The 26,102-nt window shown below is 64.6% G+C and carries 29 protein-coding genes; 11 read left to right on the top strand and 18 right to left on the bottom strand.

The window, feature by feature from the left end; all coding sequences use genetic code 11:
- Positions 1-230: 230 nt before the first annotated feature.
- On the bottom strand, positions 231-629 hold the full coding sequence (locus YUA_RS0125720) for a metallopeptidase family protein (RefSeq protein ID WP_027533282.1): 399 nt from the start codon (positions 627-629) through the stop codon (positions 231-233).
- A gap of 156 nt (positions 630-785) precedes the next feature.
- On the opposite strand from YUA_RS0125720, the gene YUA_RS0125725 reads away from it, so the two are divergent.
- From YUA_RS0125725 to YUA_RS44995, 3 genes are all read left to right on the top strand, one after another.
- Positions 786-1,067, top strand: coding sequence for a hypothetical protein (locus YUA_RS0125725; protein ID WP_027533283.1), 282 nt, complete (start codon positions 786-788; stop codon positions 1,065-1,067).
- 77 nt (positions 1,068-1,144) lie between these two features.
- Entirely contained in the window at positions 1,145-1,408 is a 264-nt protein-coding gene (locus YUA_RS0125730) for a hypothetical protein (RefSeq protein ID WP_027533284.1), read from the top strand.
- A gap of 134 nt (positions 1,409-1,542) precedes the next feature.
- Complete coding sequence (locus YUA_RS44995) at positions 1,543-2,094, top strand: hypothetical protein (RefSeq protein WP_035971881.1); 552 nt, start codon at positions 1,543-1,545, stop codon at positions 2,092-2,094.
- 54 nt (positions 2,095-2,148) lie between these two features.
- Here YUA_RS44995 and YUA_RS0125740 read toward each other — a convergent pair whose 3' ends face one another.
- From YUA_RS0125740 to ffh, 7 genes are all read right to left on the bottom strand, one after another.
- Positions 2,149-2,358, bottom strand: a complete 210-nt coding sequence (locus YUA_RS0125740) for a hypothetical protein (protein ID WP_027533285.1) — start codon at positions 2,356-2,358, stop codon at positions 2,149-2,151.
- Positions 2,359-2,450: 92 nt separating this feature from the next.
- Positions 2,451-3,857 carry a 3-isopropylmalate dehydratase large subunit gene (leuC, locus tag YUA_RS0125745; protein ID WP_027533286.1) on the bottom strand — a complete coding sequence of 469 codons (1,407 nt, stop codon included), beginning with the start codon at positions 3,855-3,857 and terminating at the stop codon, positions 2,451-2,453.
- Between the two features lie 322 nt (positions 3,858-4,179).
- The gene (gene rplS / locus YUA_RS0125750; RefSeq protein WP_027533287.1) at positions 4,180-4,560 is read right to left on the bottom strand and encodes a 50S ribosomal protein L19; all 381 of its coding nucleotides are present in this window, start codon (positions 4,558-4,560) and stop codon (positions 4,180-4,182) included.
- Positions 4,561-4,669: 109 nt separating this feature from the next.
- Positions 4,670-5,419 (bottom strand): tRNA (guanosine(37)-N1)-methyltransferase TrmD, encoded by a 750-nt coding sequence (gene trmD / locus YUA_RS0125755; RefSeq protein WP_027533288.1) that lies wholly within the window; start codon positions 5,417-5,419, stop codon positions 4,670-4,672.
- 107 nt (positions 5,420-5,526) lie between these two features.
- Positions 5,527-6,078, bottom strand: coding sequence for a ribosome maturation factor RimM (rimM, locus tag YUA_RS0125760; protein ID WP_027533289.1), 552 nt, complete (start codon positions 6,076-6,078; stop codon positions 5,527-5,529).
- 9 nt (positions 6,079-6,087) lie between these two features.
- Positions 6,088-6,420 (bottom strand): 30S ribosomal protein S16, encoded by a 333-nt coding sequence (gene rpsP, locus YUA_RS0125765; RefSeq protein ID WP_014438992.1) that lies wholly within the window; start codon positions 6,418-6,420, stop codon positions 6,088-6,090.
- Between the two features lie 85 nt (positions 6,421-6,505).
- A complete protein-coding gene (ffh, locus tag YUA_RS0125770) occupies positions 6,506-8,053 on the bottom strand; it encodes a signal recognition particle protein (RefSeq protein WP_027533290.1) in 1,548 nt (515 codons plus the stop codon).
- A 452-nt stretch (positions 8,054-8,505) separates the two neighbouring features.
- On the opposite strand from ffh, the gene YUA_RS0125775 reads away from it, so the two are divergent.
- Positions 8,506-9,570, top strand: a complete 1,065-nt coding sequence (locus tag YUA_RS0125775) for an MBL fold metallo-hydrolase (protein ID WP_027533291.1) — start codon at positions 8,506-8,508, stop codon at positions 9,568-9,570.
- Between the two features lie 206 nt (positions 9,571-9,776).
- Here YUA_RS0125775 and YUA_RS0125780 read toward each other — a convergent pair whose 3' ends face one another.
- Positions 9,777-10,478: an SIMPL domain-containing protein gene (locus YUA_RS0125780; RefSeq protein WP_027533292.1), complete on the bottom strand. Its 702-nt coding sequence runs from the start codon at positions 10,476-10,478 to the stop codon at positions 9,777-9,779.
- A 5-nt stretch (positions 10,479-10,483) separates the two neighbouring features.
- Entirely contained in the window at positions 10,484-11,203 is a 720-nt protein-coding gene (locus YUA_RS48690) for a GyrI-like domain-containing protein (RefSeq protein ID WP_027533293.1), read from the bottom strand.
- 234 nt (positions 11,204-11,437) lie between these two features.
- On the opposite strand from YUA_RS48690, the gene dapF reads away from it, so the two are divergent.
- On the top strand, positions 11,438-12,313 hold the full coding sequence (gene dapF, locus YUA_RS0125790) for a diaminopimelate epimerase (RefSeq protein ID WP_027533294.1): 876 nt from the start codon (positions 11,438-11,440) through the stop codon (positions 12,311-12,313).
- Entirely contained in the window at positions 12,313-13,566 is a 1,254-nt protein-coding gene (mtaB, locus tag YUA_RS0125795; protein WP_027533295.1) for a tRNA (N(6)-L-threonylcarbamoyladenosine(37)-C(2))-methylthiotransferase MtaB, read from the top strand. The genes dapF and mtaB overlap by 1 nt, the downstream gene beginning before the upstream one ends.
- A 185-nt stretch (positions 13,567-13,751) precedes the next feature.
- Here the strand turns inward: mtaB and YUA_RS0125800 are convergent, their stop codons facing one another.
- Together YUA_RS0125800 and YUA_RS0125805 are read right to left on the bottom strand one after the other, a co-directional pair.
- Positions 13,752-14,861 carry a DUF2336 domain-containing protein gene (locus tag YUA_RS0125800; protein ID WP_027533296.1) on the bottom strand — a complete coding sequence of 370 codons (1,110 nt, stop codon included), beginning with the start codon at positions 14,859-14,861 and terminating at the stop codon, positions 13,752-13,754.
- Positions 14,862-14,965: 104 nt separating this feature from the next.
- On the bottom strand, positions 14,966-15,667 hold the full coding sequence (locus tag YUA_RS0125805; RefSeq protein WP_027533297.1) for an RluA family pseudouridine synthase: 702 nt from the start codon (positions 15,665-15,667) through the stop codon (positions 14,966-14,968).
- Positions 15,668-15,714: 47 nt separating this feature from the next.
- Between YUA_RS0125805 and ftsY the strand changes: the two genes are divergently transcribed.
- Together ftsY and YUA_RS0125815 are read left to right on the top strand one after the other, a co-directional pair.
- The gene (gene ftsY / locus YUA_RS0125810) at positions 15,715-16,662 is read left to right on the top strand and encodes a signal recognition particle-docking protein FtsY (RefSeq protein WP_027533298.1); all 948 of its coding nucleotides are present in this window, start codon (positions 15,715-15,717) and stop codon (positions 16,660-16,662) included.
- 3 nt (positions 16,663-16,665) lie between these two features.
- Positions 16,666-17,268 carry a septation protein A gene (locus tag YUA_RS0125815; protein ID WP_027533299.1) on the top strand — a complete coding sequence of 201 codons (603 nt, stop codon included), beginning with the start codon at positions 16,666-16,668 and terminating at the stop codon, positions 17,266-17,268.
- A gap of 29 nt (positions 17,269-17,297) precedes the next feature.
- On the opposite strand, the gene YUA_RS0125820 is transcribed toward YUA_RS0125815, so the two are convergent.
- The 5 genes from YUA_RS0125820 to ccmA all read right to left on the bottom strand — a co-directional run bounded on the left by YUA_RS0125820 (position 17,298) and on the right by ccmA (position 20,492).
- A complete protein-coding gene (locus YUA_RS0125820) occupies positions 17,298-17,891 on the bottom strand; it encodes a DsbE family thiol:disulfide interchange protein (RefSeq protein WP_027533300.1) in 594 nt (197 codons plus the stop codon).
- Positions 17,888-18,085 carry a heme exporter protein CcmD gene (gene ccmD, locus YUA_RS0125825; RefSeq protein WP_027533301.1) on the bottom strand — a complete coding sequence of 66 codons (198 nt, stop codon included), beginning with the start codon at positions 18,083-18,085 and terminating at the stop codon, positions 17,888-17,890. Before ccmD ends, YUA_RS0125820 begins: the two co-directional genes overlap by 4 nt.
- On the bottom strand, positions 18,082-18,867 hold the full coding sequence (locus YUA_RS0125830) for a heme ABC transporter permease (RefSeq protein ID WP_027533302.1): 786 nt from the start codon (positions 18,865-18,867) through the stop codon (positions 18,082-18,084). Before YUA_RS0125830 ends, ccmD begins: the two co-directional genes overlap by 4 nt.
- Before the next feature lie 76 nt (positions 18,868-18,943).
- Positions 18,944-19,612 carry a heme exporter protein CcmB gene (gene ccmB, locus YUA_RS0125835; protein ID WP_027533303.1) on the bottom strand — a complete coding sequence of 223 codons (669 nt, stop codon included), beginning with the start codon at positions 19,610-19,612 and terminating at the stop codon, positions 18,944-18,946.
- Positions 19,613-19,889: 277 nt separating this feature from the next.
- A complete protein-coding gene (gene ccmA, locus YUA_RS0125840) occupies positions 19,890-20,492 on the bottom strand; it encodes a heme ABC exporter ATP-binding protein CcmA (protein WP_027533304.1) in 603 nt (200 codons plus the stop codon).
- Between the two features lie 243 nt (positions 20,493-20,735).
- Here ccmA and acnA point away from each other — a divergent pair, with 243 nt between their 5' ends.
- The 3 genes from acnA (at position 20,736) to YUA_RS0125855 (ending at position 25,433) form a co-directional block, all read left to right on the top strand.
- Complete coding sequence (acnA, locus tag YUA_RS0125845) at positions 20,736-23,456, top strand: aconitate hydratase AcnA (protein WP_027533305.1); 2,721 nt, start codon at positions 20,736-20,738, stop codon at positions 23,454-23,456.
- A 244-nt stretch (positions 23,457-23,700) separates the two neighbouring features.
- Entirely contained in the window at positions 23,701-24,480 is a 780-nt protein-coding gene (locus YUA_RS0125850; protein ID WP_027533306.1) for a thioredoxin family protein, read from the top strand.
- Between the two features lie 581 nt (positions 24,481-25,061).
- Entirely contained in the window at positions 25,062-25,433 is a 372-nt protein-coding gene (locus YUA_RS0125855; RefSeq protein WP_027533307.1) for a DUF2794 domain-containing protein, read from the top strand.
- A 116-nt stretch (positions 25,434-25,549) separates the two neighbouring features.
- Here the strand turns inward: YUA_RS0125855 and YUA_RS0125860 are convergent, their stop codons facing one another.
- Positions 25,550-26,080, bottom strand: coding sequence for a GNAT family N-acetyltransferase (locus YUA_RS0125860; protein ID WP_027533308.1), 531 nt, complete (start codon positions 26,078-26,080; stop codon positions 25,550-25,552).
- Positions 26,081-26,102 lie beyond the last annotated feature (22 nt).

Consider the following 26,102-nt stretch of genomic DNA (forward strand, 5'->3'; position numbering starts at 1 on the left):
TGCGCTTCCCGAGGGGTGGTTAGGGAACGCGTATTTATCGCGATCGGGGCCCGAATCCTAGGCCGATTTCGGCAGATCTGCCTTACCTCTCCCGCTTGCGGGAGAGGTCGCGCCGAAGGCGCGGGTGAGGGTTCTCTCCTCTTGGGGATTATCCCACTGCCGCGACACCCTCTCCCCAACCCTCCCCCGCACGCGAGGGAGGGAGCGCACCGCCGTTGCGGCGACGCTCCCTACTCTGCCTTAGCCTCGATCGCCGCCATATCGTCGTCCGAGAGGCCGAAATGGTGGCCGATCTCGTGAATCAGGACGTGGCGGACGATATGGCCGAGGCTTTCGTCGTGCTCGGCCCAGTAATCCAGGATCGGCCGGCGGTAGAGCCAGACCATGTTGGGCAACCGCGCCACGTCGCCAAAGCTCTGCTGGGGCAGGCCGACGCCCTGGAACAGGCCGAGCAGGTCGAACTCGCTCTCGCATTCCATCTCGTCCAGGACCTCCTCGGTCGGGAAGTCGTCGACGCGGATGATCAGGCCTTCGCAGAGGCCGCGGAATTCCGCCGGCAGGCGGTCGAAAATGTCGTGCGCCGTCACTTCCATCTCGGCCAGCGAGGGCGCCTTCAGGTCCGTCCACATGCGTCTCTCTTAGCGTGGGTTCCGCGGCAATGCATCCGGCTTTATCAGCGCGCGAGGTTGACGGGCGCCGCCAAAACGGGGAGCTTGGGGCTTCGATGGGGACGGTTCAGGTGGGCGAATAAAATGCGAGCAAAAACAGCGCTGACGCTACTGTGCATGGGGTTGTTTTCGCAGTTTTGCGTCCCCGCCGAAGCCCAGACGGCCGGCACCAACGTCCGCATGGCCCAGGCGGTCTCGCCCGACGACGCCCCGCCGCCGCGCAAGCGGCCCCAGACCCGCCTGCGCGTCACGCCCTACTACACCCCGGACGGCGTCTATCCGCGCTACAACCCGGGCCCGGACGCGGTCCGCGAGTGCAATGCCACCTATGTGCAGGAATTCCGGCCGAGCGGCACGGTGATCGTGCCGCATATGAGCTGCTACTGGCGTCGCGGCTGATACAAGCTCAGTGCCCGCGCAGCGCGCCGATCAGGCCGGCGCCGACGACGAGCGCACATTTTCGGGCGGAGGTTGTCATGACGAGATGGATCGCATTGGCCGTCGTTGTCGGGCTCGTCGCAGGCCTGCCTCACGCTTTCGCGGCGCAGAGAGTGACGAGGCTGCCAGATGCCTCTGCAGGACGCGCCGTGTTCGATGCGCGACGCCATCTGCGATACGACGACATCGCGCGGTACTCTCCGCGTCCCGATCCGCACTATTACGCGCGGCCTGTCTATTACCGTCCCTATCCCTATGGCGTGCCCGCGCCCTTCGTGTTCGGCTACGGGCCGTTTTGGTGACGGGAGGAGCGTCGTTCATTCATGCGGCGTTCAAGTCAGGGTCCCTAGCTTAATCTCGGGAGCGACTGCAATTGAACAGCGATGGCGGGATGGCTACGCCGCAATGACGCTGTCCACATTCAGGGAGACATTCCATGCTGAGGATCTTGGGTCCCGGGACAAACCCGCTGCGCTTGCTCGGGCTTGCGGCCATTGCGACGTTGATGCTGGTGGCCGGAACTGCGCGTCGCGCTGAAGCGATGACGCCGATCAATCCGACCGCGCTGCCCGCAGCGAAGACCGCAAGCGATGACATGATGATCCAGGTCCGCCACGGTGGCGGCGGCGGTGGAGGACATGGCGGCGGTTTCCATGGCGGCGGCTTCCACGGTGGCGGAGGTCATTTCGGTGGCTTCCATGGCGGTGGTTTTCACGGCGGCGGCTTCCGCGCTGCGCCGGCCTTCCATGGCGGCGGTTATCACTATGGCGGCTTCCATCGCTTCGGCGGATATGGCGGCTATCACCGCCACTGGGGCTATCGTCCCTATTACGGCTATCGCCACTTCCACCGGCGCTATTACGGCGGCTACTATCCCTACTACCACTATCCGCGCCGTTGCCGGATCATCTGGACCTATTACGGCCCGCGCCGCATCTGCCACTGGCACCATTGGCATCGCTGGCACCATCCGTACCGCTATTGGTAAGTGCAGTTGAAATGGAAAGGGCGCCTCAGCGGCGCCCTTTGTTTATCCAATGGCCTAAAGCCAATCCTTCAGCTTCCAGGATGTGGATTTCCACTGCATCAGGTTCTCGAGTTTCCACTGCCGAAACATCGCCGGCGGCCAGCGGCTGAGCCTTGATGTCTCCTCGACCTCGGGCTTGGCGACGATGCGCAGCGGCGCCACGCGCCGCCGGTGCTGGCGCGTCGCCTCGCTGATCAGGTCGACATATTCAGGCTTGTTGGCCATGAGGCGTCCTCGCGAAACCGTCGCGAGGACGAGAATGCGGGTGATCCGCTTAACGGCCGTTTGCCGCGATCACTACAATTGCAGCGAGTGGCTCAGCGCCACTCTCTGACGTCGACGAAGTGACCAGCGATCGCAGCCGCCGCCGCCATCGCCGGCGACACCAGGTGGGTGCGGCCCTTGAAGCCCTGGCGTCCCTCGAAGTTGCGGTTCGAGGTCGAGGCGCAGCGCTCTTCCGGAGCCAGCTTGTCCGGATTCATCGCGAGGCACATCGAGCAGCCGGGCTCGCGCCATTCGAAGCCGGCCTTGATGAAGATCTTGTCGAGGCCCTCAGCTTCCGCCTGCTCCTTCACGATGCCGGAGCCGGGCACGACCATGGCGTTGACGCTGCCCGCGACCTGCTTGCCCTCCGCGATCTTCGCAGCGGCGCGCAAGTCTTCGATGCGGCCGTTGGTGCAGGAGCCGATGAAGACGCGGTCGAGCTTGATGTCGGTGATCTTCGTTCCCGCCGTCAGGCCCATATATTTCAGCGCGCGATGCTTGGAGAGACGCTTGGCCTCGTCCGCGATCTTGTCGGGATCGGGCACGATGCCGGTCACCGAGATCACGTCCTCTGGGCTCGTGCCCCAGGTCACGATCGGCGGGAGCTTGGCGGCGTCGAGACGCAGCTCGTGGTCGAAATGCGCGCCCTTGTCGGAGCGCAAGCCCTCCCAGTAGCGCATCGCCGCATCCCAGTCCGCGCCCTTTGGCGCCTTCGGGCGGCCGCGCAGGAAGTCGTAGGCCTTCTGGTCGGGCGCAACGAGGCCGGCGCGGGCGCCGCCTTCGATCGACATGTTGCAGACCGTCATGCGGCCTTCCATGCTGAGCGCGCTGATCGCATCGCCGGCGTATTCCAGCACGTAGCCGGTACCGCCCGCGGTGCCGATCTCGCCGATGATGGCCAGGATGATGTCCTTGCCCGTCACGCCGTCAGGCAATTTGCCGTCGACCGTGACGCGCATGTTCTTTGCCTTCTTCTGGATCAGCGTTTGCGTCGCCAGCACATGCTCGACCTCGGAGGTGCCGATGCCGTGCGCGAGCGCGCCGAACGCGCCATGCGTCGAGGTGTGGCTGTCTCCGCAGACGATGGTGGTGCCGGGCAGGGTAAAGCCCTGCTCGGGGCCGATGACGTGGACGATGCCCTGGCGCTTGTCGAACTCGTCGTAATATTCGATGCCGAATTCCCTGGCGTTGTCGGCCAGCGCCTTGATCTGCTCGATGCTTTCCGGATCGGGATTTGGCTTGGTGCGATCGGTGGTCGGCACGTTGTGATCGACGACGGCGAGCGTCTTTTCCGGCGCGTGGACCTTGCGGCCGGTCGCGCGCAGACCTTCGAACGCCTGCGGCGAGGTCACCTCGTGTACCAGATGGCGGTCGATATAGAGCAGGCAGGTGCCGTCATCGGCTTCGTGCACCAGATGGTCGTTCCAGATCTTGTCGTACAATGTGGTCGGCTTGGACATGAGCTTCAGCTCCGAACAATGTGTGTCAGCGAAATGCGCGGGTTCGCGCGGGGCAATCGTCCTCAGCGCAGCCTTTAAGCTGCGGGACTAAGCTCTGACGTTGCCGAGGTCGCGAAGCGTCCGAAGAACCGGCCAGGCAGCCGCGAGCGATCGTCGATGACGATGCGCTGGGGGGTTACGAAGCTGGTCAGATCTGGAAACATTCCAGGAATATATAGCAGGCCGATTTGGAAGCGCGAGGGCTTTGACGCGCACGGCTGACGCAACAAAAAAGCGCGGGGTCTTGGCCCCGCGCTTTTCGAAACTCGTCTGGTAGCGGAGCTTACTCGTTGACGGCCTTGGCGTGCTCAGTCTTCTCGACGATACGGGCCGACTTGCCGCGGAGATTGCGGAGGTAATAGAGCTTGGCGCGACGCACCTTGCCGCGACGCACCACCTTGATCGAGTCGATCATCGGCGACATCACCGGGAACACGCGCTCGACGCCTTCGCCGTAGGAGATCTTGCGAACGGTGAAGCTCTCGTTGAGGCCACCGCCGGAACGGCCGATGCAAACGCCTTCATAGGCCTGCACGCGGGTGCGCTCGCCTTCGACCACCTTCACGTTGACGATCACGGTGTCGCCGGGACCGAATTCCGGAATGTCCTTGCCGGCGGACAGCTTGTCGAATTGCTCTTGCTCGAGCTGCTTGATCAGGTTCATGGGTAAATCTCCATCGGCGCGCCCAGCCTTGGAAACGGGGGCTGCGCGAAATTCGTTTATCCAGCCATTGCGGATGTGGCCGCTCCTATAAGGCAAGCCGGAGCGTTTGTCACCCGTCCGTCTTGTTTTTTGGCGTTTTTTGGCGTCCGGGCCGATTCGGGGATTTGGGCGGGATTTGGGCCCATAAATCGGGTCGCCGGGCCGCCGTCAGGGCCTCGGATTGCGTCCGTCGCCAGGCCGCGACCTTGGCGTGGTCGCCTGAGGTCAGGATGTCCGGGATCGGAGCCCCCTCGAACAGCTGCGGACGGGTGTATTGGGGGTATTCGAGCAGGCCGTCCGAAAAACTTTCCTCGGTTCCCGAGGCCTCCTTGCCCATCACCCCCGGCAGCAGTCGCACGCAAGCATCGATCAGGGCCAAAGCCGCGATTTCGCCCCCTGAGAGCACGTAGTCACCGATCGAGACCTCCTCCAGGCCGCGGGCGTCGATCACCCGCTGATCGATTCCCTCGAACCGCCCGCAGACGATCAGGGGGCCAGGGCCCTGGGCCAGTTCCATGACGCGGGCCTGGGTCAATGGCCGACCGCGCGGGCTCATCAGCAATTTCGGGCGGTCCGGGCTGATCCCCACGGCATCGATCGCCGCCGCGAGAACGTCGGCCCGCAGCACCATGCCCGGGCCGCCGCCGGCGGGGGTGTCGTCGACGCTGCGATGGCGGTCCGTGGCAGAGGCGCGGATATCCCGCGCCTCGATCTCCCAGAGGCCCGACGCCAGCGCCCGGCCGGCCAGGCTCACGCCGAGCGGCCCCGGAAACATCTCCGGAAACAGCGTCAGCACCGTCGCGCGCCAGGGATTTGTCATCGTATCCAAAACGTCTCGTCGTCCCGGCGAAGGCCGGGACCCATAGCCACCGCATTCAGTTTTGCGAAGACTGGAGCGATCAGCTTACCCAAAACCACAGCCGGTGGTTATGGGTCCCGGCCTTCGCCGGGACGACTCGGGGAGGGACCGTCCTTGTCGCCCTCGACTTCCCGCGGCAGCTCGATCACGACACGGCCACCGGCAATGTCGACCTCGGGGACCACTGCGTTCGTGAACGGCAGCAGCATCGTCGGGCCCTTCAGCGGCGCGATCTCGATGATGTCGCCGGCGCCGAAATTGTGGATCGCGAGCACGCGACCGAGCGCATCGCCTGCCGTGGTCACGGCGGCGAGCCCGATCAGATCGGCGTGGTAATATTCGTCCTCGTCGGTCGCGGGCAGTTTTTCGCGCGCGACATAGAGCTCGATTCCGTTGAGGCGCTCGGCCTCATCGCGGGTCGTGACGCCCTTGAAGGTCGCGACCAGATGGTCCTTGGCTTCACGGGCCTGCGCCAGCTCGAACTGGCGCTTGCCGTCCTTGGAGAGAAGCGGACCGTAGCGCTTAACGGCAAAGGGATCTTCGGTGAAGGTCCACAATTTGACCGCGCCGCGCACACCATGCGCGGCGCCGATCCGCGCGACGCAGATCAGCGCCGACATGGATGAGCCTTAGCCCTTCGCAGCGGCTTCAGCCTGCGCCTTGCGCTCCTTGCGCGGCACGGCCTTCTCGGGGTTGTTGCGCGCTTCGCGCTTCTTGACGCCGGCGGCGTCGAGGAAGCGGGACACGCGGTCCGACGGCTGCGCGCCCTTGGCAAGCCAGGCCTTCACCTTGTCCATGTCGAGCTTCAGGCGGGTCTCGTTGTCCTTCGGCAGCAGCGGGTTGAAATAGCCGAGGCGCTCGATGAAGCGGCCATCGCGGGGGAAGCGCGAGTCGGCGACGACGACGTGATAGACGGGACGCTTCTTGGTGCCTGCGCGGGCGAGGCGGATAACGACGGACATTCAGTTCTCCTTAAAAGTACGTTTTGTTCGGTTGATTGGTATTCCGCGTTGCGCGGGACACTTGCGATCCCGTGCGACGAATTCCTCATTTCTTCTTGCCTGGAAAACCGCCGAGACCCGGCAGCGTCGGCTTGCCGCTCAGACCGGTCAGTCCGGGAACGTTCGGCAGACCGGTGCGAAGACCGGCCGGCAAATCCTTCGGCAGGTTGGGCAGACCCTGTCCGCCGCCGCTCTGCATTTTCTCTTGCAGCGCCTTCATCTCTTCCGGCGAGGGCGGCTTCATGCCGCCGCCAAACCCCATCGCCTGCGCGATGCCGGCGAGCGGGCCGCGCTTGCCTGAGCCCATGGCTTTCATCACGTCGGCCATGTTCCGGTGCATCTTCAGCAGCTTGTTGACCTGCTCGACGCTCTGGCCGGAACCTGCGGCAATGCGCTTCTTGCGGCTGGCCTTGAGCAGGTCGGGATGACGGCGCTCGTCGCGCGTCATGGAATCGATCACCGCGACCTGACGCTTCAGGATCTTGTCGTCGATCCCGGCGGCCGCGATCTGGTTCTTCATCTTGGCGATGCCGGGCATCATGCCCATCAGGCCGCTGATGCCGCCCATATTCGCCATCTGCGAGAGTTGCTCGCGCATGTCGTTGAGGTCGAACTGACCCTTGCGCATGCGCTCTGCGGTGCGCGCGGCTTTTTCGGCGTCGATATTGGCGGCGGCGCGTTCGACCAGCGACACCACGTCGCCCATGCCGAGGATACGGCCGGCGATACGATCGGGATGGAAATCTTCCAGCGCGTCGGTCTTTTCACCGGTACCGATCAGCTTGATCGGCTTGCCGGTGACGGCGCGCATCGAGAGTGCAGCGCCGCCGCGGCCGTCGCCGTCGACGCGCGTCAGCACGATGCCGGTGAGGCCGACGCGCTCGTCGAAGGCGCGGGCGAGATTCACTGCGTCCTGGCCGGTGAGGCTGTCCGCGACCAGCAGCACTTCATGCGGGTTCGCAGCCGCTTTGATCGCTGCCGCTTCCGCCATCATCTCTTCGTCGAGCGTGGTGCGGCCGGCGGTGTCGAGCAGCACGATGTCGTAGCCGCCAAGCTTGCCGGCTTCGAGTGCGCGCTTCGCGATCTGCGGCGGCTGCTGGCCGGGGACGATCGGCAGCGTCGGAATGTCGAGATCGCGGCCGAGCACGGCGAGTTGCTCCATCGCCGCCGGGCGATAGACGTCGAGCGAGGCCATCAGCACCTTGCGCTTGTCGCGCTGGACCAGACGGCGGGCGAGCTTTGCGGTGGTGGTCGTCTTACCGGAGCCTTGCAGACCGACCATCATGATCGGCACTGGCGGCACGGAATTGACGTCGATGGTCTGGCTTTCGGCGCCGAGCGTGTTGATCAGCTCGTCATGGACGATCTTGACCACCATCTGGCCGGGGGTCACCGATTTGACGACGGTGGCGCCGATCGCCTGCTCGCGGACGCGCTCGATGAAGCTGCGTACCACTTCGAGCGCGACGTCGGCCTCGAGCAGCGCGCGGCGCACCTCGCGCATCGCGGCGTCGACGTCCTTTTCGGTCAGCGCACCGCGCCCCGTCAGACGATCGAGAATGCCACCAAGCCGTTCCGACAGATTGTCGAACAATGCAATTGTCCTGTTGCTGTCCCCGTGAGGGGCGCGCCGTCACTCTCCGCTGTCATGCCCCGCGCAGGCGGGGCATCCAGTACGCCGCGGCCTCTCGGTTCAAGCCGAGCAGCCTCTGGAATACTGGATCCCCCGCCTTCGCGGGGGATGACCACTTCCTGGGTATGCGATCTCCCAAACACCTTTACGCCCGAGGGCGCACAGCGCTGTCGGGCGTTGGCCTCTGGCCTCTGGAGCCAGTGGGCGGGTCGAAAAGAAAGCCTTTCCGAGAAAGTCGGCGGGTTAAACGCCGCTGACGCCCGAAAGTCAAGGAAAGTTAGGGGGCAGGAGGCCCGTTGGTAGGGCAAGGTACTGAAAACGTGATTGTTTTAGTGACGGGTTCCTTTTCCGGCGGTCCCGCCCATATAGGCGGTGATGCCTTACTGTCCCGACCATCCCTGAAGCCCTGCCCCGTGCCGATCACCCGCCGCCGCATCTTCGGACTGCTTGCCGGTGGTGCCGCGCTGGTCGGCGTCCCGTCCTTTTGGATATCCCGCATGAAAACCTATGATGGACCCGTCTCCGATCATTTTGACGGTCTGCACTTCTTTGATCCGGACGGCGTCCCGCCAAAATCACTCGGCGAGGTGTTCCGCTGGCAGTTTGGTGGCGGGCGAAAGCGCGAGACCTGGCCCGATTGGGCGCCGAGCCCCCACGCCGATACCCCGCCAGCGCGTATCGACGGCGACAAAGCGCGACTCTCCTTTGTCGGACATGCCAGCTGGCTGATCCAGACCGGTGGCCTCAACATCCTCGTCGATCCCGTCTGGTCGATGCGGGTCTCGCCCGTCGGCTTCGCCGGGCCGAAGCGGCACAACGATCCCGGCATCGCCTTCGATAAGCTGCCGAAGATCGATATCGTGCTGGTCTCGCACGGGCACTACGATCATCTCGACGTTACGACACTGTCGCGGCTCGCCAAGAATTTCGCGCCGCGCGTGGTGACGCCGCTCGGTAACGACGTCACGATGCGCAGCGCTGATTCCACGATCAAGGTAGAGGCATTCGACTGGCACGACCGCGTCGATCTCGGCGGCGGCATCGCCGTGCACCTCGTGCCGACGCGGCACTGGACGGCGCGCGGGCTCTCCGACCGCAACAAGGCGCTGTGGGCGAGTTTTGTGCTGGAGACGCCGGCCGGAAAAATCTACGTGGTTTGCGATTCCGGCTATGGCGACGGCAGGCATTTTCGCCGCGTCGCCGAGAAGCATGGGCCGTTACGTCTGGCGATTCTTCCCATCGGCGCCTACGAGCCGCGCTGGTTCATGCGTGACCAGCACATGAACCCGGAAGACGCGGTGAAGGCGCTCGCCGACTGCGGCGCGCAAGCCGCGCTCGGGCATCATCACGGCACGTTCCAGCTCACCGATGAAGCGATCGACGCGCCGGCGAAGGCGCTCGTCGAGGCGCTGGATGCCGCGAACATTCCGCAGGAGCGGTTCGTCGCGATGAAGCCGGGGCAGGTGGTGGAGATTTAGTCCTCTCCACGCGTTAAGCCGTCGTCCCGGCGAAGGCCGGGACCCATACCGCGCGATCTGGCGGTGATAATTCGATAGCAGTACCGCGTTGTGATGGGCCACTGCCAGTCTTCGCCGAACAGCTGCCTGTGGTTATGGGTCCCGGCCTTCGCCGGGACGACACCATTGTTGTTGCGGCAGCGTGCCTAGTACAGTTCGGCTCTAACTTACTGCCCCTGCTTGATCGCCCAGCTCACATTCACCGTCACCGACAGCGTTTCCTCACCCGGTGCGACGGCAGCCGGTGCAGCCATCGGGGCCGTGGCCATGCGGCCCTTGAACAACGGCATCGGGGCGCCGCCTTCGGCAACGCTGAGCGGCGCGCCGAGCGTGACGCCGGTGGCCTTGGCGTAGATCTCGGCCTTGCGGCGGGCATCGGCGACGGCCTGCTCGCGGGCATCGTCGAGAAGTTTTGAGGCCTGCGTCACTTCAAACGAGATGTTGCCGATATCGTTCGCGCCGGCGCTGACCAGCGTGTCGATGATGCCGGCCACCTTGGTCACGTCGCGAATTTTTACCGTGACGCGATTGGAGGCGCGGAAGCTGACCACGGGCGAGGCGCCGTTCGACCGATTCGGCGCATACTGCGGCTGCAGCGACAGGCGCGAGGTCTGGTAATCCTTCTCGGCGATGCCGGCGCCCTTCAGCGCCAGCAGCACCTTGCCCATCGCGGCGTTGTTGGCGTCGGACGCTTCCTTCGCCGTCTTGGCGTCATTGGCAACGCCTGCATCGATCTGCGCGAGATCGGGCGCCGCCGAGACGGTCGCCTCGCCACTGACGGTGATGGCGGACGGAAAATCGCCGGCGTGCGCGGGCGCCGCCAGCAGTGTGGCGGCGAAAACGGCGGCGAGGACAGCAGGCTTTTTCATCGGTCTCACTTCAGCGGCACGAACACATTGATCACGAGCTTGTCCTCGGCCGTCTTCAGCGGATCGGTGAGGTACTCCTCGATGAAGGTGTCCTTGGCTTCCAGCTTCTTGTCGTCGAGGTGATTGGTGATCGCCTCATACGTGTTGTCCATGTTGTCGTAGGAACCCCGATGGACGAATTTCAGCGCCTTGCCCTCCGGCGATTTGCCGATGCTCATGTCCTTGGTCAGGTTTTTCGGGTCCTGCTCGACCGGGATCTCGGCGAGGAAGGTGAAGCCGGTGTCGTCGGTCGAGGTGTAGACGATCATCGAATTGCCGGCGGGCTTGATACCCTGCTTGTCGAGCAGCGCGTTCAGCGCCTTGAAGGCGTCGACCAGGGTGTCGAAGGCCGAGTCCCAATTGGCAGTGCCCTTGACCATCACGACCTTCTTGGGCTCAAGCGTGGTCTCCAGACCGAAGGGATCGGCGGTCTGGACCGGGGCGGGGCTGGCGGCCGCTGCAGGTGGTGGAGCCGCCGGGCTCGGTGAGGCGCTGGCCGCGGGCGACGCTGAGGGTGCGGGCGAAGCGCTGGCGGCCGGAGACGGGGCGGCTGACGGGGTTGGCGAGGGACTTGCCGATGCGGCGGGCGCCGGGCTCGGGGTCTGAGCCAGAACGCCGGACAGGCCAAGCGACAAGGCCGCTGCCGGGATCAGCGCAGCCAGAGCAAAACGACGAAACCGAAACATTCTATTTTCCCCAACATCTTCCGTGTCAAGGCCTTATCCACCAAGTATCTTCCGTATCAAGGCCCAAATCCGCTCGCGCATCCCGGTTCGCGCGAACTGCGCGGTTCTAACACGCGAGCGCCAAATTCGTCCCATGACAGATGCGTCATGGGTCCACCTTGGCTGCCGCAGCCAAATCACTGGCCAAGAGGGTCAAGGATCGCCATATAAGGCAGGCGAAATTCGGGAATTTTCATGAGCGCGCTGGCCAACCACGCATTTGCCAAGATGAACGGCATCGGCAACGAGATCGTCGTTGTCGACATGCGCGATTCCGCCGGCCGGATCACGCCAGCCGACGCCCGCGCAGTGGCCTCCGCGGACGGCGGCGTGCCCTATGACCAGCTCATGGTGCTGCAGAAGCCGCGGCTCGACGGCACCGAAGCCTTCATCAGCATCTACAACAATGACGGCTCGGAAGCCGGCGCCTGCGGCAACGGCATGCGCTGCGTGGTTCGCCGCATCTTCGAGAGGAGCGGCCAGACCACGGCGACCTTCGAGACCGCGGCTGGCCTGCTCAATGCCTGGCAGGGCCCGGCGCCCGATCTCTACACCGTCGACATGGGCGCGCCGAAGTTCGGATGGCAGGACATTCCGCTGGCGGAGGAGTTTCGCGACACCCGCTACATCGAACTGCAGATCGGGCCGATCGACAAGCCGATCCTGCATTCGCCGTCGGTGGTTAGCATGGGCAATCCGCACGCGATCTTCTGGGTCGACGACGTCAATGCCTATGATCTCGAGCGTTTTGGTCCGCTGCTGGAAAATCATCCGATCTTCCCCGACCGTGCCAACATTACGCTCGCCCATATCGTCGATCGCGACCATATCACCATGCGCACCTGGGAACGCGGTGCGGGCTTGACCAGGGCCTGCGGCTCGGCGGCCTGCGCGACCGCGGTTGCGGCGGCGCGCCTGAAGCGCACCGAGCGCAAGGTCGAGATGACGCTGCCCGGCGGCAATCTCGGCATCGAATGGCGCGAGCGTGACGACCACGTGCTGATGACGGGCACGGCGACCTTCGAATATGAAGGCCATTTCGATCCGGCGCTGTTCGCGCCGGCAGGGTAATGACGGTCGACATTGTCACCTTCGGCTGCCGCCTCAACGCCTTCGAGGCCGAGGTGATCCGTCGCGAGGCCGAGGGCGCCGGTCTTTCCGACACCATCGTCATCAATAGTTGCGCCGTCACCAACGAGGCGGTGGCGCAGGCGCGGCAGTCGATCCGCAAATTGAAGCGTGAACGGCCCGGCGCGCGCATCGTCGTCACCGGCTGCGCGGCGCAGACGCAAAGCGGCATGTTCGCAGAGATGGCCGAGGTTGACCGCGTCGTCGGCAATGATGACAAGATGGGCAGCGATGCGTGGCGCAAGACGCGCGATGCCTTCGATCTCGGCGCCAGCGAGAAGATCGCTGTCAGCGACATCATGGCGGTGAAGGAAATGGCGCCGCATCTGATCGACGGTTTTGCGAGCGGCCTGCCGCGCGTGTTCGTGCAGGTGCAGAACGGCTGCGACCATCGCTGCACTTTTTGCATCATCCCCTATGGTCGCGGCAATTCGCGATCGGTGCCGATGGGCGCTGTGGTCGATCAGGTGCGGGCGCTGGTCGAGCGCGGCCATGCCGAGATCGTGCTGACCGGCGTCGATCTCACCAGCTATGGTGCGGATCTTCCGGGTGCGCCAAAGCTCGGCATGCTGACCAGGCAGATCTTGCGGCACGTGCCGGAGCTGAGGCGCCTGCGCATCTCCTCGATCGATTCGATCGAGGCAGATAGCGATCTGTTAGACGCCATCGCCGACGATGCGCGTCTGATGCCACATCTGCATCTGTCGCTGCAATCCGGCGACGACATGATTTTGAAGCGCATGAAGCGGCGGCATTCGCGGCAGGACGCGATCGCATTTTGCGACCAGGTGCGTCGCCTGCGGCCGGACATCGTCTTTGGCGCCGATATCATCGCGGGTTTCCCGACGGAGGCCGACGAGATGTTCTCGCGCTCTCTCGATCTGGTCGAGGAATGCGGACTCACGTTCCTCCACGTCTTCCCGTATTCCCCGCGCCCCGGGACACCGGCCGCGCGAATGCCGCAGGTGGCGGGCCCGGCGATCAAGGAACGCGCGAGGCGGCTGCGCGCGGCAGGTGAAGCAGCGTTACGGCAGCGCGTACAGGCCGAGATTGGTGCAACACGCGAGGTGCTGATCGAGAGCGAGGATCAGGGGCGCACGGAGCATTATCTGCCGGTGGCGATTGCGGGCGAGCGCGTCGGCAGTGTGGTGCGGCTGAGTATCGCCGGTAACGATGGCGAACGGCTGACACCATAATTAATTGTCGTCCCGGCGAAGGCCGGGACCCATACCGCGCGCTCTACCTGTTGTGCGCGATGCTCGTCCCAACAGAGCAGACTAGCTGCCGGTCGTCGCCAAACTGCTCCCTGTGGTTATGGGTCCCGGCCTTCGCCGGGACGACACCGAGGGTGTGGATGCGGATGCCTTAGGTCGCGAGCGCCCTACGACGCCCGCACCTGCCAGAACCTGAGCGTCCGCTGTGCATTCTCCGGCGACATGCGCGCAAAATTGCCTTGCGCCCGGGCGAGATCGGCCGGCTTCATCGCACCTGTCGCAAAACGGCTTTCGAGCACGGCGGCGGTGGTTTCCCAGCTCAGCTGCGCCGCCTTGCATGGTACCAGCAGGCCGTCCTCACGCAGGCTCTGCATCAGGGGACGAATCACCTCGACGGTCGATCCTGACAGCGCCGCTAGCGCAGCCACAGCCTCCTCGTAGCGCCGCTGCCTGGCGAAGCCGAGCAGCGTCGCCTCGTTGAGCTGGCCGGACGCCTTCAGGTTTCCGATGGCGCGCTTGGCGCCCTCGAAATCGCGAACCCCCGACATCTCGCGTTCGACGCCGACGGTGACGGCGGCGATCGCGTTCTGGATTTCCTCGAACAGATCGGGTGGCGCGCGTGACAGCAGGCGGGTGCGAACGGCATCAGTTGCGGAACGCAGCAATCGGCGGCGCTGGTCCGACGGCAGATCGACGCGGACGCCGACGCTGACGGCGAGTTCGGGATCGGACTCGGCCTGGCCGACGATGACGGCAAAGCCGTTACCCGAGACGCGTGCGCCGGGATTGGCGGCGAGACGCCGGCTGACGCTCGGATAGCGTCGCGCCAGCAGCGTGTCGGTGACGATCTCCTTGAGCCACCAGCGGCCGGCGACCGCGAGCAGATGCTGCTCGCCCTTGGATGATGCGATCTTGACCAGCTCGCCGTCGTCGAGGCGCGCGGATTCCTGCAGCACGGGGCCGGCGATGCGGATCTCGTCATTGTTGGCGAGGCGGCGGATCACGGAGGGCGGCGCCTGCGCGATCGGCGCGAGCTGGGCGCTGATCTCAGCCAGCGCAACGCGCGCGCCGATGTCGGCGATGGCGCGCAGCTCGATGGTGCCGATCAGGCGCTCGAGCACGTCGTCGAACAGCGCGATCTGCTCGTCGTTGAAGCTTCCGGCGGAGGACAGGAACAGGTCGGTGACGCGCCGGGCCGTTTCGAGGCCCTTTTCCGCCGAGCCGAATCGAATGGCGGATTCGACCTCGTCGATGATCGATAGTTCGGCCGTGGACATGACGCGTTGCTCGTCCTGAGCGGATGACGGAAGCTTGTTCTAAGCAACCGCTATCATTAGAGACGAGCACTGAAGGTTTGGTAAACCATGCCTCGGAGAATGCGTTATTCCCCGTTCCAGCCGCAGGCGCGGAGCCGCTCGTGCATGTGGGGCGGGGGAGGCGCGACGACGCGGACCGGCTCCTTGTTCCGGGAGATCGGCACCACGATCTCGCGGGAATGCAGGTGCAGCCGCGGCTCGCCGAAGCGCGGGCCGTTGCCGTAAATGTTATCGCCGAAGATCGGCCAGCCGGTCGCCGACGAATGCACCCGCAATTGATGAGTCCGCCCCGTCACTGGTTCCATGGCGAGCCAGGTCAGCCTGTCGCCCCGGCCCATCACCTTCCAGTTGGTGATCGCCTTCTGCCCCTCGGGGTCGGGCTTCTGCCACCAGCCGCGCTCGGCATTGAGTCGGCCGAGCGGCATGTCGATGGTGCCTTCGTCCTCAGTCGGGCCGCCCTCGACCACGGTCCAGTAAGTCTTGCCGATCTTGCCATGCTTGAACAGCAGGCCGAGCGAGGCGGTCGCCTTGCGATGGCGGCCGAGCACGAGGCAGCCGGAGGTGTCCTTGTCCAGCCGGTGGGCCAGCACCGGCGGCCGCGGCAGGCCGAAACAGAGCGCGTTGAAGGAGGCCTCCAGATTGGCGCCGCCCTTGGGGCCGCGATGCACCGGCAGGCCCGAGGGCTTGTCGATGACCAGCATCAGCCCGTCGCGATGGAGCACGCGCGACTGGATCTCTTCAGCGGTCAATTCGGGAACATCGAGCAATTGCAAGACTTTCGTTTAACAGCGGGAACGGCTAACACACCGCCACCATGAACGATACCACCCCCGAGACCCCCAAGCTGAGCTGGTGGCGCCGCCTGTCCAACGGGCTGAAGCGCACCTCGTCCTCGCTCGGGACCGCGGTCGCCGACCTCGTCACCAAGCGCAAGCTCGACCGCGCCATGCTCGACGACATCGAGGACGTGCTGCTGCGCGCCGATCTCGGCACCTCGGTCGCGGTGCGGATCGCGGATGCGGTCGGCACCGGACGCTATGACAAGGCGATCTCGGCCGACGAGGTCAAGGACGTGGTCGCGACCGAGGTCGAGAAAGTGCTGGCGCCGGTGGCGAAGCCGCTCGAGATCGATACGGCCAAGAGGCCGTTCGTGATCCTCGTGGTTGGCGTCAACGGCTCGGGCAAGACCACCACCATCGGCAAGCTCTCGCAAAAATTCGCGTCCGAAGGCCGCAAGGTGATGCTGGCCGCCGGCGACACGTTTCGCGCAGCAGCCATCGAGCAGCTCAAGGTCTGGGGTGAGCGCACCAGGACGCCCGTGATATCAGGTGCGCAGGGCTCGGACTCGGCGAGCCTCGCTTTCAATGCGCTGACGGCGGCGAAAGAGCAGACCATCGATGTGCTCTTGATCGACACCGCCGGCCGCTTGCAGAACAAGGCCGAGCTGATGAACGAGCTCGAGAAGGTCGTGCGCGTCATCCGGAAGGTGGACGCGTCAGCGCCGCATGCGGTGCTACTTGTGCTCGACGCCACCGTCGGCCAGAACGCGCTGTCGCAGGTCGAGGCCTTCCACCGCACCGCAGGGGTCACCGGCCTGGTGATGACCAAGCTCGACGGCACCGCGCGTGGCGGCATTTTGGTGGCGCTCGCGGAAAAATTCAAACTGCCGGTGCATTTCATCGGCGTCGGCGAAGGCGTCGACGATCTCGCGCCGTTCACCGCGCGCGATTTCGCCCGTGCGATCGCCGGAATCGAAAGCTAGAGAATGGACAAGACCCTGCCGCATCCGCTGTTCAAGCTTGCGACCGAGCTCGGTCCGCTGCTCGTGTTCTTCTTCGTGAACGCGAAGTTCAATCTGTTCGCTGCGACCGGCGCCTTCATGGTGGCGATCGTGGCGGCGATGATCGCCTCCTATGTGGTGACGCGCCACATCCCGATCATGGCGATCGTCACAGGCGTGATCGTGCTGGTGTTCGGCACGCTGACCCTGGTGCTGCACGACGAGACCTTCATCAAGGTCAAGCCGACCATCATCTACGGCCTGTTCGCCGCGATCCTCGGTGGCGGCCTGTTGTTCGGCCGCTCCTTCATCGCCGTGATGTTCGACCAGATGTTCAATTTGACCCCGCAGGGCTGGCGCATCCTGACGCTGCGCTGGGCGCTGTTCTTCGCCGGCATGGCGGTGCTGAACGAGATCGTCTGGCGCACCCAGAGCACGGATTTCTGGGTGAACTTCAAGGTGTTCGGCGTCACGCCGCTGACCATGATCTTCGCCATCGCCCAGATGCCGCTGACCAAGCGCTACGGCGTCGAGCCGGCGTCGCTGGAGACCAGCGAGGCCGAGGCGGGAGACGTGCGGAAGGGCTGAGCTCTCTCAGCTCGCAATGGCGGTCTTGGTCAGGATCCCGCCTTCAGCGCCTTCTCCATTTGCGGCAGCAGCACCGTCCGGTAATTCTCCGGTGTGATCGGGCCGACCAGCTTGTAGACGATGGTACCTTCGCGGCCGACGACGAACGTCTCGGGCACGCCATAGACGCCCCACTCGATCGAGGCGCGGCCGTTGGCATCGGTGCCGACACGGCCGAACGGATTGCCGTAGCGCCCGAGGAATCGCCGCGCGTTGTCGGGCGCATCCTTGTAGTTGATGCCGACGAGTTGGAAGCGCTTGTCCTTGGCAAGCTCGGTCAGCAGCGGCGCTTCGTCGTGGCAGGGTACGCACCAGGACGCCCAGACATTGACGAGGCTGACCTTGCCCTTGAACGCGGCGGGATCGAGCCCGGGCACCTGTGCGCTGTCGGCCTGCAGTCCCTCGAGCGGCGGCAGCGTGGTCTGCGGCGCGGGCCGGCCGATCAGCGCGGACGGAATCCGCGAAGGATCGCCGCTGCCGAGCCGGAACCAGAACAGCACGGCAAGGGCGAGGAAGGCGAGCAGCGGCAGCACCATCAGGAAGGTGCGGCGCTGTGGCGATGTCGAGGTCGATTGCTCGCTCATGTCATTGTTCTTGGTGTGTCCACAGCGCTGCGGCCCGAGCGGCGCGTGACGCCGCTGCGGCCGAGCTCGCGCAGACGCTGCGTCTGGTTGCGATAGTCGAACACGACCCAGCCGATCAGAATCGCGACCACGATGGCGGCCGCCGCATAGGACGTCACGATGAAGGACGCGTAAGGACCGAGCGACATCGTCATGCAGCTCCTTTTGACGCGTTTTCTTCACGCGAACCGGTGCCCACCTCGCTCGAAAACGCTACGCGGCTGGCTTGCATCATCTGCAGCGAGCGCACGCGCCGGCGCAAAATCTCGTTGCGCATCGCCGCGAGGTGCAGCGTGACGAACAGCAGCGTGAACGCGACCGCCATCACCAGCAGCGGAATCAGGAACGATTTGTCGAGCGTCGAGCCGCCCATGCGCATCACCGAGGCCGGCTGGTGCAGCGTGTTCCACCAGTCGACCGAGAATTTGATGATGGGAAGATTGATCGCGCCGACGAGCGTCAGCACGGCCGCGGCGCGCGCCGCGCGCGAGGGATCTTCCACCGCACGCCACAGCGCCATCAGACCGAGATACATCAGGAACAGGATCAGCACCGAGGTCAGCCGCGCATCCCATTCCCAATAGGTGCCCCACATCGGCCGGCCCCACAGCGAGCCCGTAAGCAGCGCGAGGAAGGTGAAGGCCGCGCCAATCGGTGCCGCGGCTTTGGCGGCGACGTCGGCGAGCGGATGCCGCCACACCAGCGTGCCGAGCGAGGCGACGCTCATCACGCCCCAGACGAACATCGACAGCCACGCATTGGGTACGTGGATGAACATGATCTTCACGGTCGCGCCCTGCTGATAGTCGTCGGGCGCGGAGGCGGATTGATAAAGGCCGATCGTGAGCAGGATGACGGTCGCGGCCGCAAGCCACGGCAGCACCCGCGCCGAGAGCGCGAGGAACCGTGTGGGATTGGCGAGGTCGATCAGCGTCATGGTATTTTGATAATCACAGGTCAGCGCTCACGCAATCAGCATGAAAGCGGGCAGCGAAAGTTGATCGGGGTCAAGGTCAATCCAGGCCATGTTTCAGGCTCGCCGCCGCCGCGAACGGGCCGATCACGAGGCTGACCAGCGACAGCGCGCAGAGGATCGAGAACGGCGCGCCGAATGACAAGGGCCCCGTGATCGCAGCCTGCGACGCCGCAACCCCGAAAATCAGGACGGGAATCGACAGCGGCAGCACCAGCACGGCCATCAGCAGCCCGCCGCGATGCAGCGTCACCGCCAGCGCGGCGCCGATCATGCCGGTGAATGTCAGCGCCGGCGTGCCCGCCAGCAGCGTCAGCGCCACTGCGCCGGTCGCGGCCATGTCGAGGTTGAGCAGCAGGCCGAGCACGGGGGTTGCGACAATCAGCGGCAGGCCCGCCGCCAGCCAATGCGCCAGCGCTTTTGCCGCACAGGCGAGCTCCAGCGGCGTCCGGCTCATCGTGATCAGGTCGAGCGAGCCGTCCTCATGGTCGGCCATGAACAGCCGGTCCAGCGTCAGCAGGCTCGCCAGCAGCGCCCCAAGCCACAGGATCGCAGGTCCCAGCCGCGACAGCAGCGCCAGGTCCGGCCCCACCGCAAACGGCATCAACACCACCACGGTCAGGAAGAAAAGCACGCCGATCAGCGCCCCGCCGCCGACGCGGAGCGCAATCCGGATGTCCCGGCGGATCAGGGCGGCGAGGGCGGTCATGGGACGCCTCCGACGGCGAGGCAGTTATGAAGAATCCCCTCGCGCCCCAAGCAAACTGCGCTCCCTCCCCCCTTGTGGGGGAGGGTTGGGGAGGGGGGTAGCCCCGGGAGGGGTGCCTGTCGTCTCCCGGCTGCTAAAAACAGAGCGCCTGCTTCCCCAATGCTTGAACCGAGAGGTCTTGCCGCCTGGCACCCCCCTCCCTGACCCTCCCCCACAAGGGGGGAGGGAACGGAGAGAGCCGTGCTATGCCGCTTGGAAAACTGAGGGTCGATCCACATCATGCCGCACCCCCGATCCGCAACTCGCGCGATTCGATCCCGAGCGGCGCATGGGTCGCCGCGATGATCAGGCCGCCGCGCGCCAGATGGTCGCGCATGAGCCCGCCGAACATGTCCTGGCCAGCGACATCCAGCGCATTGGTCGGCTCGTCCAGCAGCCAGACCGGGCGGCGGACCGTCAGCAGCCGGGCCAGCGATAGCCGGCGGCGCTGACCGGCCGACAGAAAGGCCGCGGGCAGATGGGTGGCGTGGTCGAGGCCGACGGTGGCAAGGCTTTCAGCCGTGTCGCCGCGCTCGCCGCCCAGAAAATCAGCCCAGAATGACAGGTTTTCCGCCACGCTCAGGGCCGGCTTCAGGGCATCGCGATGGCCGAGATAGTGGCATTGCTCCGGCAGCATCATTTCGGCGTCGCCCCCGTCCAGTACGATCGTGCCGCCAGCCGGAATGAGCAGGCCCGCAATCAATCGCAGCAGCGAGGTCTTGCCCGATCCGTTGCGGCCGACGACCGCCACGGCCTCGCCGGAGGCCGCCTCGAAATCGAGCCCGGAAAACACTTCGCGGCCGCCCCTCACGCAAATCACTCCGCGTCCGGACAGCTGCATCTGGCCTGGTACCAACCCGTTCAAAGCCGGGCCTCAGGAAATCTTGGGGTAGCGCATCAGAATTTTTGGCTCGCGACTTGCTGGGTTCCGATTGTGGCTGTGGCGGCGCGGTTAGAAAGCTTCTATAAGCCCGGAACTACTTGATGCAGCAACTCAACCTGCCCCTGCAAGCGACCCAGCCGGATTCGCTGACGGTGTTAAAATACCCCTTGCCGGGTATAACTAACAATTGGGATTTCCTACATGACCTCGCTCGACAGCTTCAAATGCAAAAAGACCCTCAAGGTCGGCGCCAAGACCTATGTCTATTACAGCCTGCCCACGGCCGAGAAGAATGGTCTGAAGGGAATTTCGAAGCTTCCTTATTCGATGAAGGTGCTGCTTGAAAATCTCCTCCGCAACGAGGACGGCCGCACGGTCAAGAAGGAAGACATCACCGCGGTGTCGAAGTGGCTGCGCAAGAAGTCGCTGGAGCATGAGATCGCGTTCCGACCGGCCCGCGTGCTGATGCAGGATTTCACCGGCGTGCCCGCCGTCGTTGACCTCGCCGCGATGCGCAACGCGATGCAGAAGCTCGGCGGCGATGCCGAGAAGATCAACCCGCTGGTGCCGGTCGATCTCGTCATCGACCACTCCGTGATCGTGAACTTCTTCGGGGACAACAAGGCCTTCGGCAAGAACGTCACCGAGGAATACAAGCAGAACCAGGAACGCTACGAGTTCCTGAAGTGGGGCCAGAAGGCGTTCTCGAACTTCTCCGTCGTGCCGCCCGGCACCGGCATCTGCCACCAGGTCAATCTCGAATATCTCTCCCAGACGGTGTGGACCAAGAAGGAGAAGATGACGGTCGGCAAGAAGACCGGCACCTTCGAGGTCGCCTATCCGGACTCGCTGGTCGGCACCGACTCCCACACCACCATGGTCAACGGTCTCGCCGTGCTCGGCTGGGGCGTCGGCGGCATCGAGGCGGAAGCCTGCATGCTCGGCCAGCCGCTGTCGATGCTGCTGCCGACGGTCGTCGGCTTCAAGCTGAAGGGCGCGATGAAGGAAGGCGTCACCGCGACCGACCTCGTGCTCACCGTGACGCAGATGCTGCGCAAGCTCGGCGTCGTCGGCAAGTTCGTCGAGTTCTTCGGCCCCGGCCTCGATAACCTTTCGGTTGCCGACAAGGCGACCATCGCCAACATGGCGCCGGAATATGGCGCGACCTGCGGCTTCTTCCCCGTTGACGCCGCCGCGATCGATTACCTCAAGACCTCGGGTCGCGCTCCGGCGCGCGTCGCGCTGGTGCAGGCCTATGCCAAGGCGCAGGGCCTGTTCCGTACCGCCAAGTCCGCTGATCCCGTGTTCACGGAGACGCTGACGCTCGACCTCGCCGACGTCGTGCCGTCGATGGCCGGTCCGAAGCGCCCCGAAGGCCGCATCGCGCTGCCGTCGGTCGCCGAAGGTTTTTCGCTCGCACTCGGCACCGAGTACAAGAAGGCGGAGGAGCCCTCAAAGCGCTTCGCCGTCGAAGGCAAGAACTTCGAGATCGGCCATGGCGATGTGGTGATCGCAGCCATCACCTCCTGCACCAACACCTCGAACCCAAGCGTGCTGATCGGTGCCGGCCTCCTGGCGCGTAATGCCGCAGCGAAGGGCCTCAAGGCCAAGCCGTGGGTGAAGACCTCGCTCGCCCCGGGCAGCCAGGTGGTCGCGGGCTATCTCGCCGATTCCGGTCTGCAGGCTGATCTCGACAAGGTCGGCTTCAACCTGGTCGGCTTCGGCTGCACCACCTGCATCGGCAATTCCGGTCCGCTGCCCGAAGAGATCTCGAAGTCGATCAACGATAACGGCATCGTTGCTGCTGCCGTGCTGTCCGGTAACCGCAACTTCGAAGGCCGCGTCTCGCCGGACGTGCAGGCGAACTATCTCGCGTCGCCGCCGCTGGTCGTCGCGCATGCGCTCGCCGGCAGCGTGACCAAGAACCTCGCCGTCGAGCCGCTCGGCGAAGGCAAGGACGGCAAGCCGGTGTACCTCAAGGACATCTGGCCGACGACGAAGGAGATCAACGCCTTCATGAAGAAGTTCGTGACCGCGTCGATCTTCAAGAAGAAGTATGCCGACGTGTTCAAGGGCGACACCAACTGGCGCAAGATCAAGACGGTCGAGAGCGAGACCTATCGCTGGAACATGTCGTCGACCTATGTGCAGAACCCGCCCTATTTCGACGGCATGAAGAAGGAGCCGGAGCCGGTCACCGATATCGTCGAGGCACGCATCCTCGCCATGTTCGGCGACAAGATCACCACCGACCACATCTCGCCGGCCGGGTCGATCAAGCTCACTTCGCCCGCGGGCAAATATCTCAGCGAGCACCAGGTGCGCCCCGCCGATTTCAACCAGTACGGTACGCGTCGCGGCAACCATGAAGTCATGATGCGCGGCACCTTCGCCAACATCCGCATCAAGAACTTCATGCTGAAGGGCGCCGACGGCAACATTCCGGAAGGCGGTCTCACCAAGCACTGGCCGGACGGCGAGCAAATGTCGATCTACGACGCCGCGATGAAGTACCAGCAGGAGCAGGTGCCGCTGGTGGTGTTCGCCGGCGCCGAATACGGCAACGGCTCGTCGCGCGACTGGGCCGCGAAGGGCACCCGTCTGCTCGGCGTGCGCGCCGTGATCTGCCAGAGCTTCGAGCGCATCCATCGCTCCAATCTGGTCGGCATGGGCGTGCTGCCGCTGACCTTCGAGGACGGCACGTCCTGGTCGTCGCTCGGTCTCAAGGGCGACGAGAAGGTCACGCTGCGTGGCCTGGTCGGCGACCTGAAGCCGCGCCAGAAGCTGACCGCGGAGATCGTGTCCGGTGACGGTTCGTTGCAGCGCGTTTCGCTGCTTTGCCGCATCGATACGCTGGACGAGCTCGATTACTACCGGAACGGCGGCATTCTGCACTATGTGCTGCGCAAGCTCGCGGCCTAAGCGCGAATTTGTGAACGGTGGCTCACCGCGACGTGAGTAGAAGGTTAAATGAAGGCGGCCTATCACAGGGCCGCCTTCATACGTTTGCGGCATGCTTCGGATAGGCCCGCCCGGCAACAACTTGGCTTGAACGGTTGCCTGGACGGTCGAATGTGCCGTGCCCCTAAGACTACCCCGTAAGACTACGGTGACCATCAAGCGATAAGATCTTCCCTTAATCGAACGACGATGTGTGACGTCCGACATGACTGGAATGATGGCTTCTAATCTCGTTTCGCGCTGGTCCGGTACATTCTGGTCGGGAGCACTCGGCATCTGCGCAATCGTCGCTGTCATCCGTCCTGTCCAGGCCGACCCCCGCGCCGTGGTCGAGTTGTTCACCTCGCAGGGCTGCTCCTCCTGCCCGCCCGCCGACAAGGTCATCGGCGACCTCGCCAAGGATCCCTCGATCATCGCGCTCAGCATGCCGATCGATTATTGGGATTATCTCGGCTGGAAGGACACGCTGGCGGATTCGCGTTTCTCGGCGCGGCAGCGCGCCTATTCGCGCATGCGCGGTGACCGCGAGGTCTACACGCCGCAGGTCGTGGTCAACGGCGCCGTGCATGTCATCGGCAGCGACCGTGCCGGCATCGAAAGCGCGATCGGCAAGACTGACACGGGCGCGGGCGTGATGAGCGTGCCTGTGACGATGTCGCTGGCAGGAAAGCAGATCAACGTGTCTGTGGCCGCGAGCAAGGAGCCGGCAATTTCGCATGGCGAGGTCTGGATCTGCTCGATCGCGAAATCGGTGCCGATCGAGATCAGCCGCGGCGAAAACCGCGGACAGCAAATCACCTACCACAACGTCGTGCGCAATCTGCTCAAGGTCGGCGACTGGAACGGACATCCGGAAAGCTGGACCGTGCCGCTCGAGAATTTGACGTCGCGCGACGGCGTCGACGGCGCGGTGGTCTATGTCCAGGACGGCAACCGCGAGAAGCCCGGCGCGATGCTGGGCGCGGCGTACACGTCGCTGCACTGAACGCGTAGATCGTCTCAGGAAAAATTTTGTCTCTCGTCATTCCGGGGCGCGCGAAGCGCGAACCCGGAATCCATCGATCCATTTTCCGAGATGAGAAATGGATTCCGGGCCCGCGCCAAGAGGCGCGTCCCGGAATGACGAGACGCCGGAAACATCCCGACACAAACAAAACATCCCGACACAAACAAAAAAGGACCAACTTGCGTTGGCCCTCCTTGTCGCGCGTACAGACCCGATCCTGTCCGACCCCGGGGGGCTGGGGGCTGAGGAATCCGGAACCGAAAGGACCGGGTCAACGCACATAATTCTTTTCGCAATGCAGGGCGGCAGGCCGTGGGCGGAAAAGCGGCGATACTATGATTCCTGCTAACGATCCCGTGACGGTTTGCCGCTGAAAAGTTCCACCGTTGTGTGTGTCATGATTCGCAACCGATTGGCGAGGTGAGTTCAGGTCCTCGAGAGACCCTCAGGAGCCTCTTGCGGCGGGGAACAGTTGGCGCAATCATGCAATTGTCATGATCCGCGGCTCCGGGGACGGTCTTCGCGGAGGCGGGTCATGCTGAAGCGACAGGAGGCGCTGCATGAGTTTGACGCCGGAGGATGCCGATCCGAGCGAGCAGCGCGCAGTGGCGCGCCCCGCCGCTGCGAATGCCCAGCTGAGCCGGGTGACGTTCAACCGGCTTGAGTTGAACAGAATTCTCAACCTCTACGGCCGCATGGTCGCCGACGGCGAGTGGCGCGACTACGCGATCGACTTCCTGAAGGACCGCGCGGTGTTCTCGGTCTATCGCCGCGCCTCCGAAGTGCCGATTTACCGCATCGAGAAGGATCCGCGGCTGGCCCGCAAGCAAGGCATATACAGCGTGATCTCGGCGACGGGCTTGATCCTGCGCCGCGGCCACGAGCTCGACCGCGTGCTGCTGGTAATCGACCGGAAACTGGCGGTGGTGTAGCGGCACCAACGGAGCCCTAGGGTGGGCAAAGGCGCAAAGCGCTGTGCCCACCATCGTTCCTCAATCACCGCAACGTGGTGGGCACGCTGCGCTTTGCCCACCGTACGAAACCGAGCTTATTTCTCCGGCACCGTGCTTGCGCCCTCGCCGAGGTCGCGCTGCATCATCACCGTATCCAGCCAGCGGCCGAACTTCAGGCCGACATTCGGATGCGTTCCGATCATCTTGAAGCCGCCTCTGGTGTGCACGCCGATCGAGCCGGCATTGGCGGAATCGCCGATCACCGCGATCATCTGGCGGAAGCCGCGCGCCTCGCATTCGGTGATCAGCCGCTCCAGCAGCAGCGAGCCAATGCCGCGGCGGTGGAAGGCGGGGTCGAGATAGATCGAGTTCTCGACCGTGAAGCGATAGGCCGGGCGCGGCCGGTAGGCACCGGCATAGGCGTAGCCGGCGACGCGGCCGTCGAGGATGGCGACGAAATAGGGATAGCCGCCGTCGACGAGTGCGCGATAGCGGCGCGTCATCTCGGCGAGGTCAGGTGGCTCCAGCTCGAACGTGGCGGTGCCCTCGCGGACGGCCTGCTGATAGATGGCGGTGATGGCGGGGAGGTCGGCCTCAAGGGTGGGCCTGATGTCGGGTGCGGACATGGCGGTGAGATTAGAGGCTTCG

Origin of the sequence: Bradyrhizobium sp. WSM3983 (assembly GCF_000473045.1) — a bacterium.
In the GTDB taxonomy this organism is placed as follows: domain Bacteria; phylum Pseudomonadota; class Alphaproteobacteria; order Rhizobiales; family Xanthobacteraceae; genus Bradyrhizobium.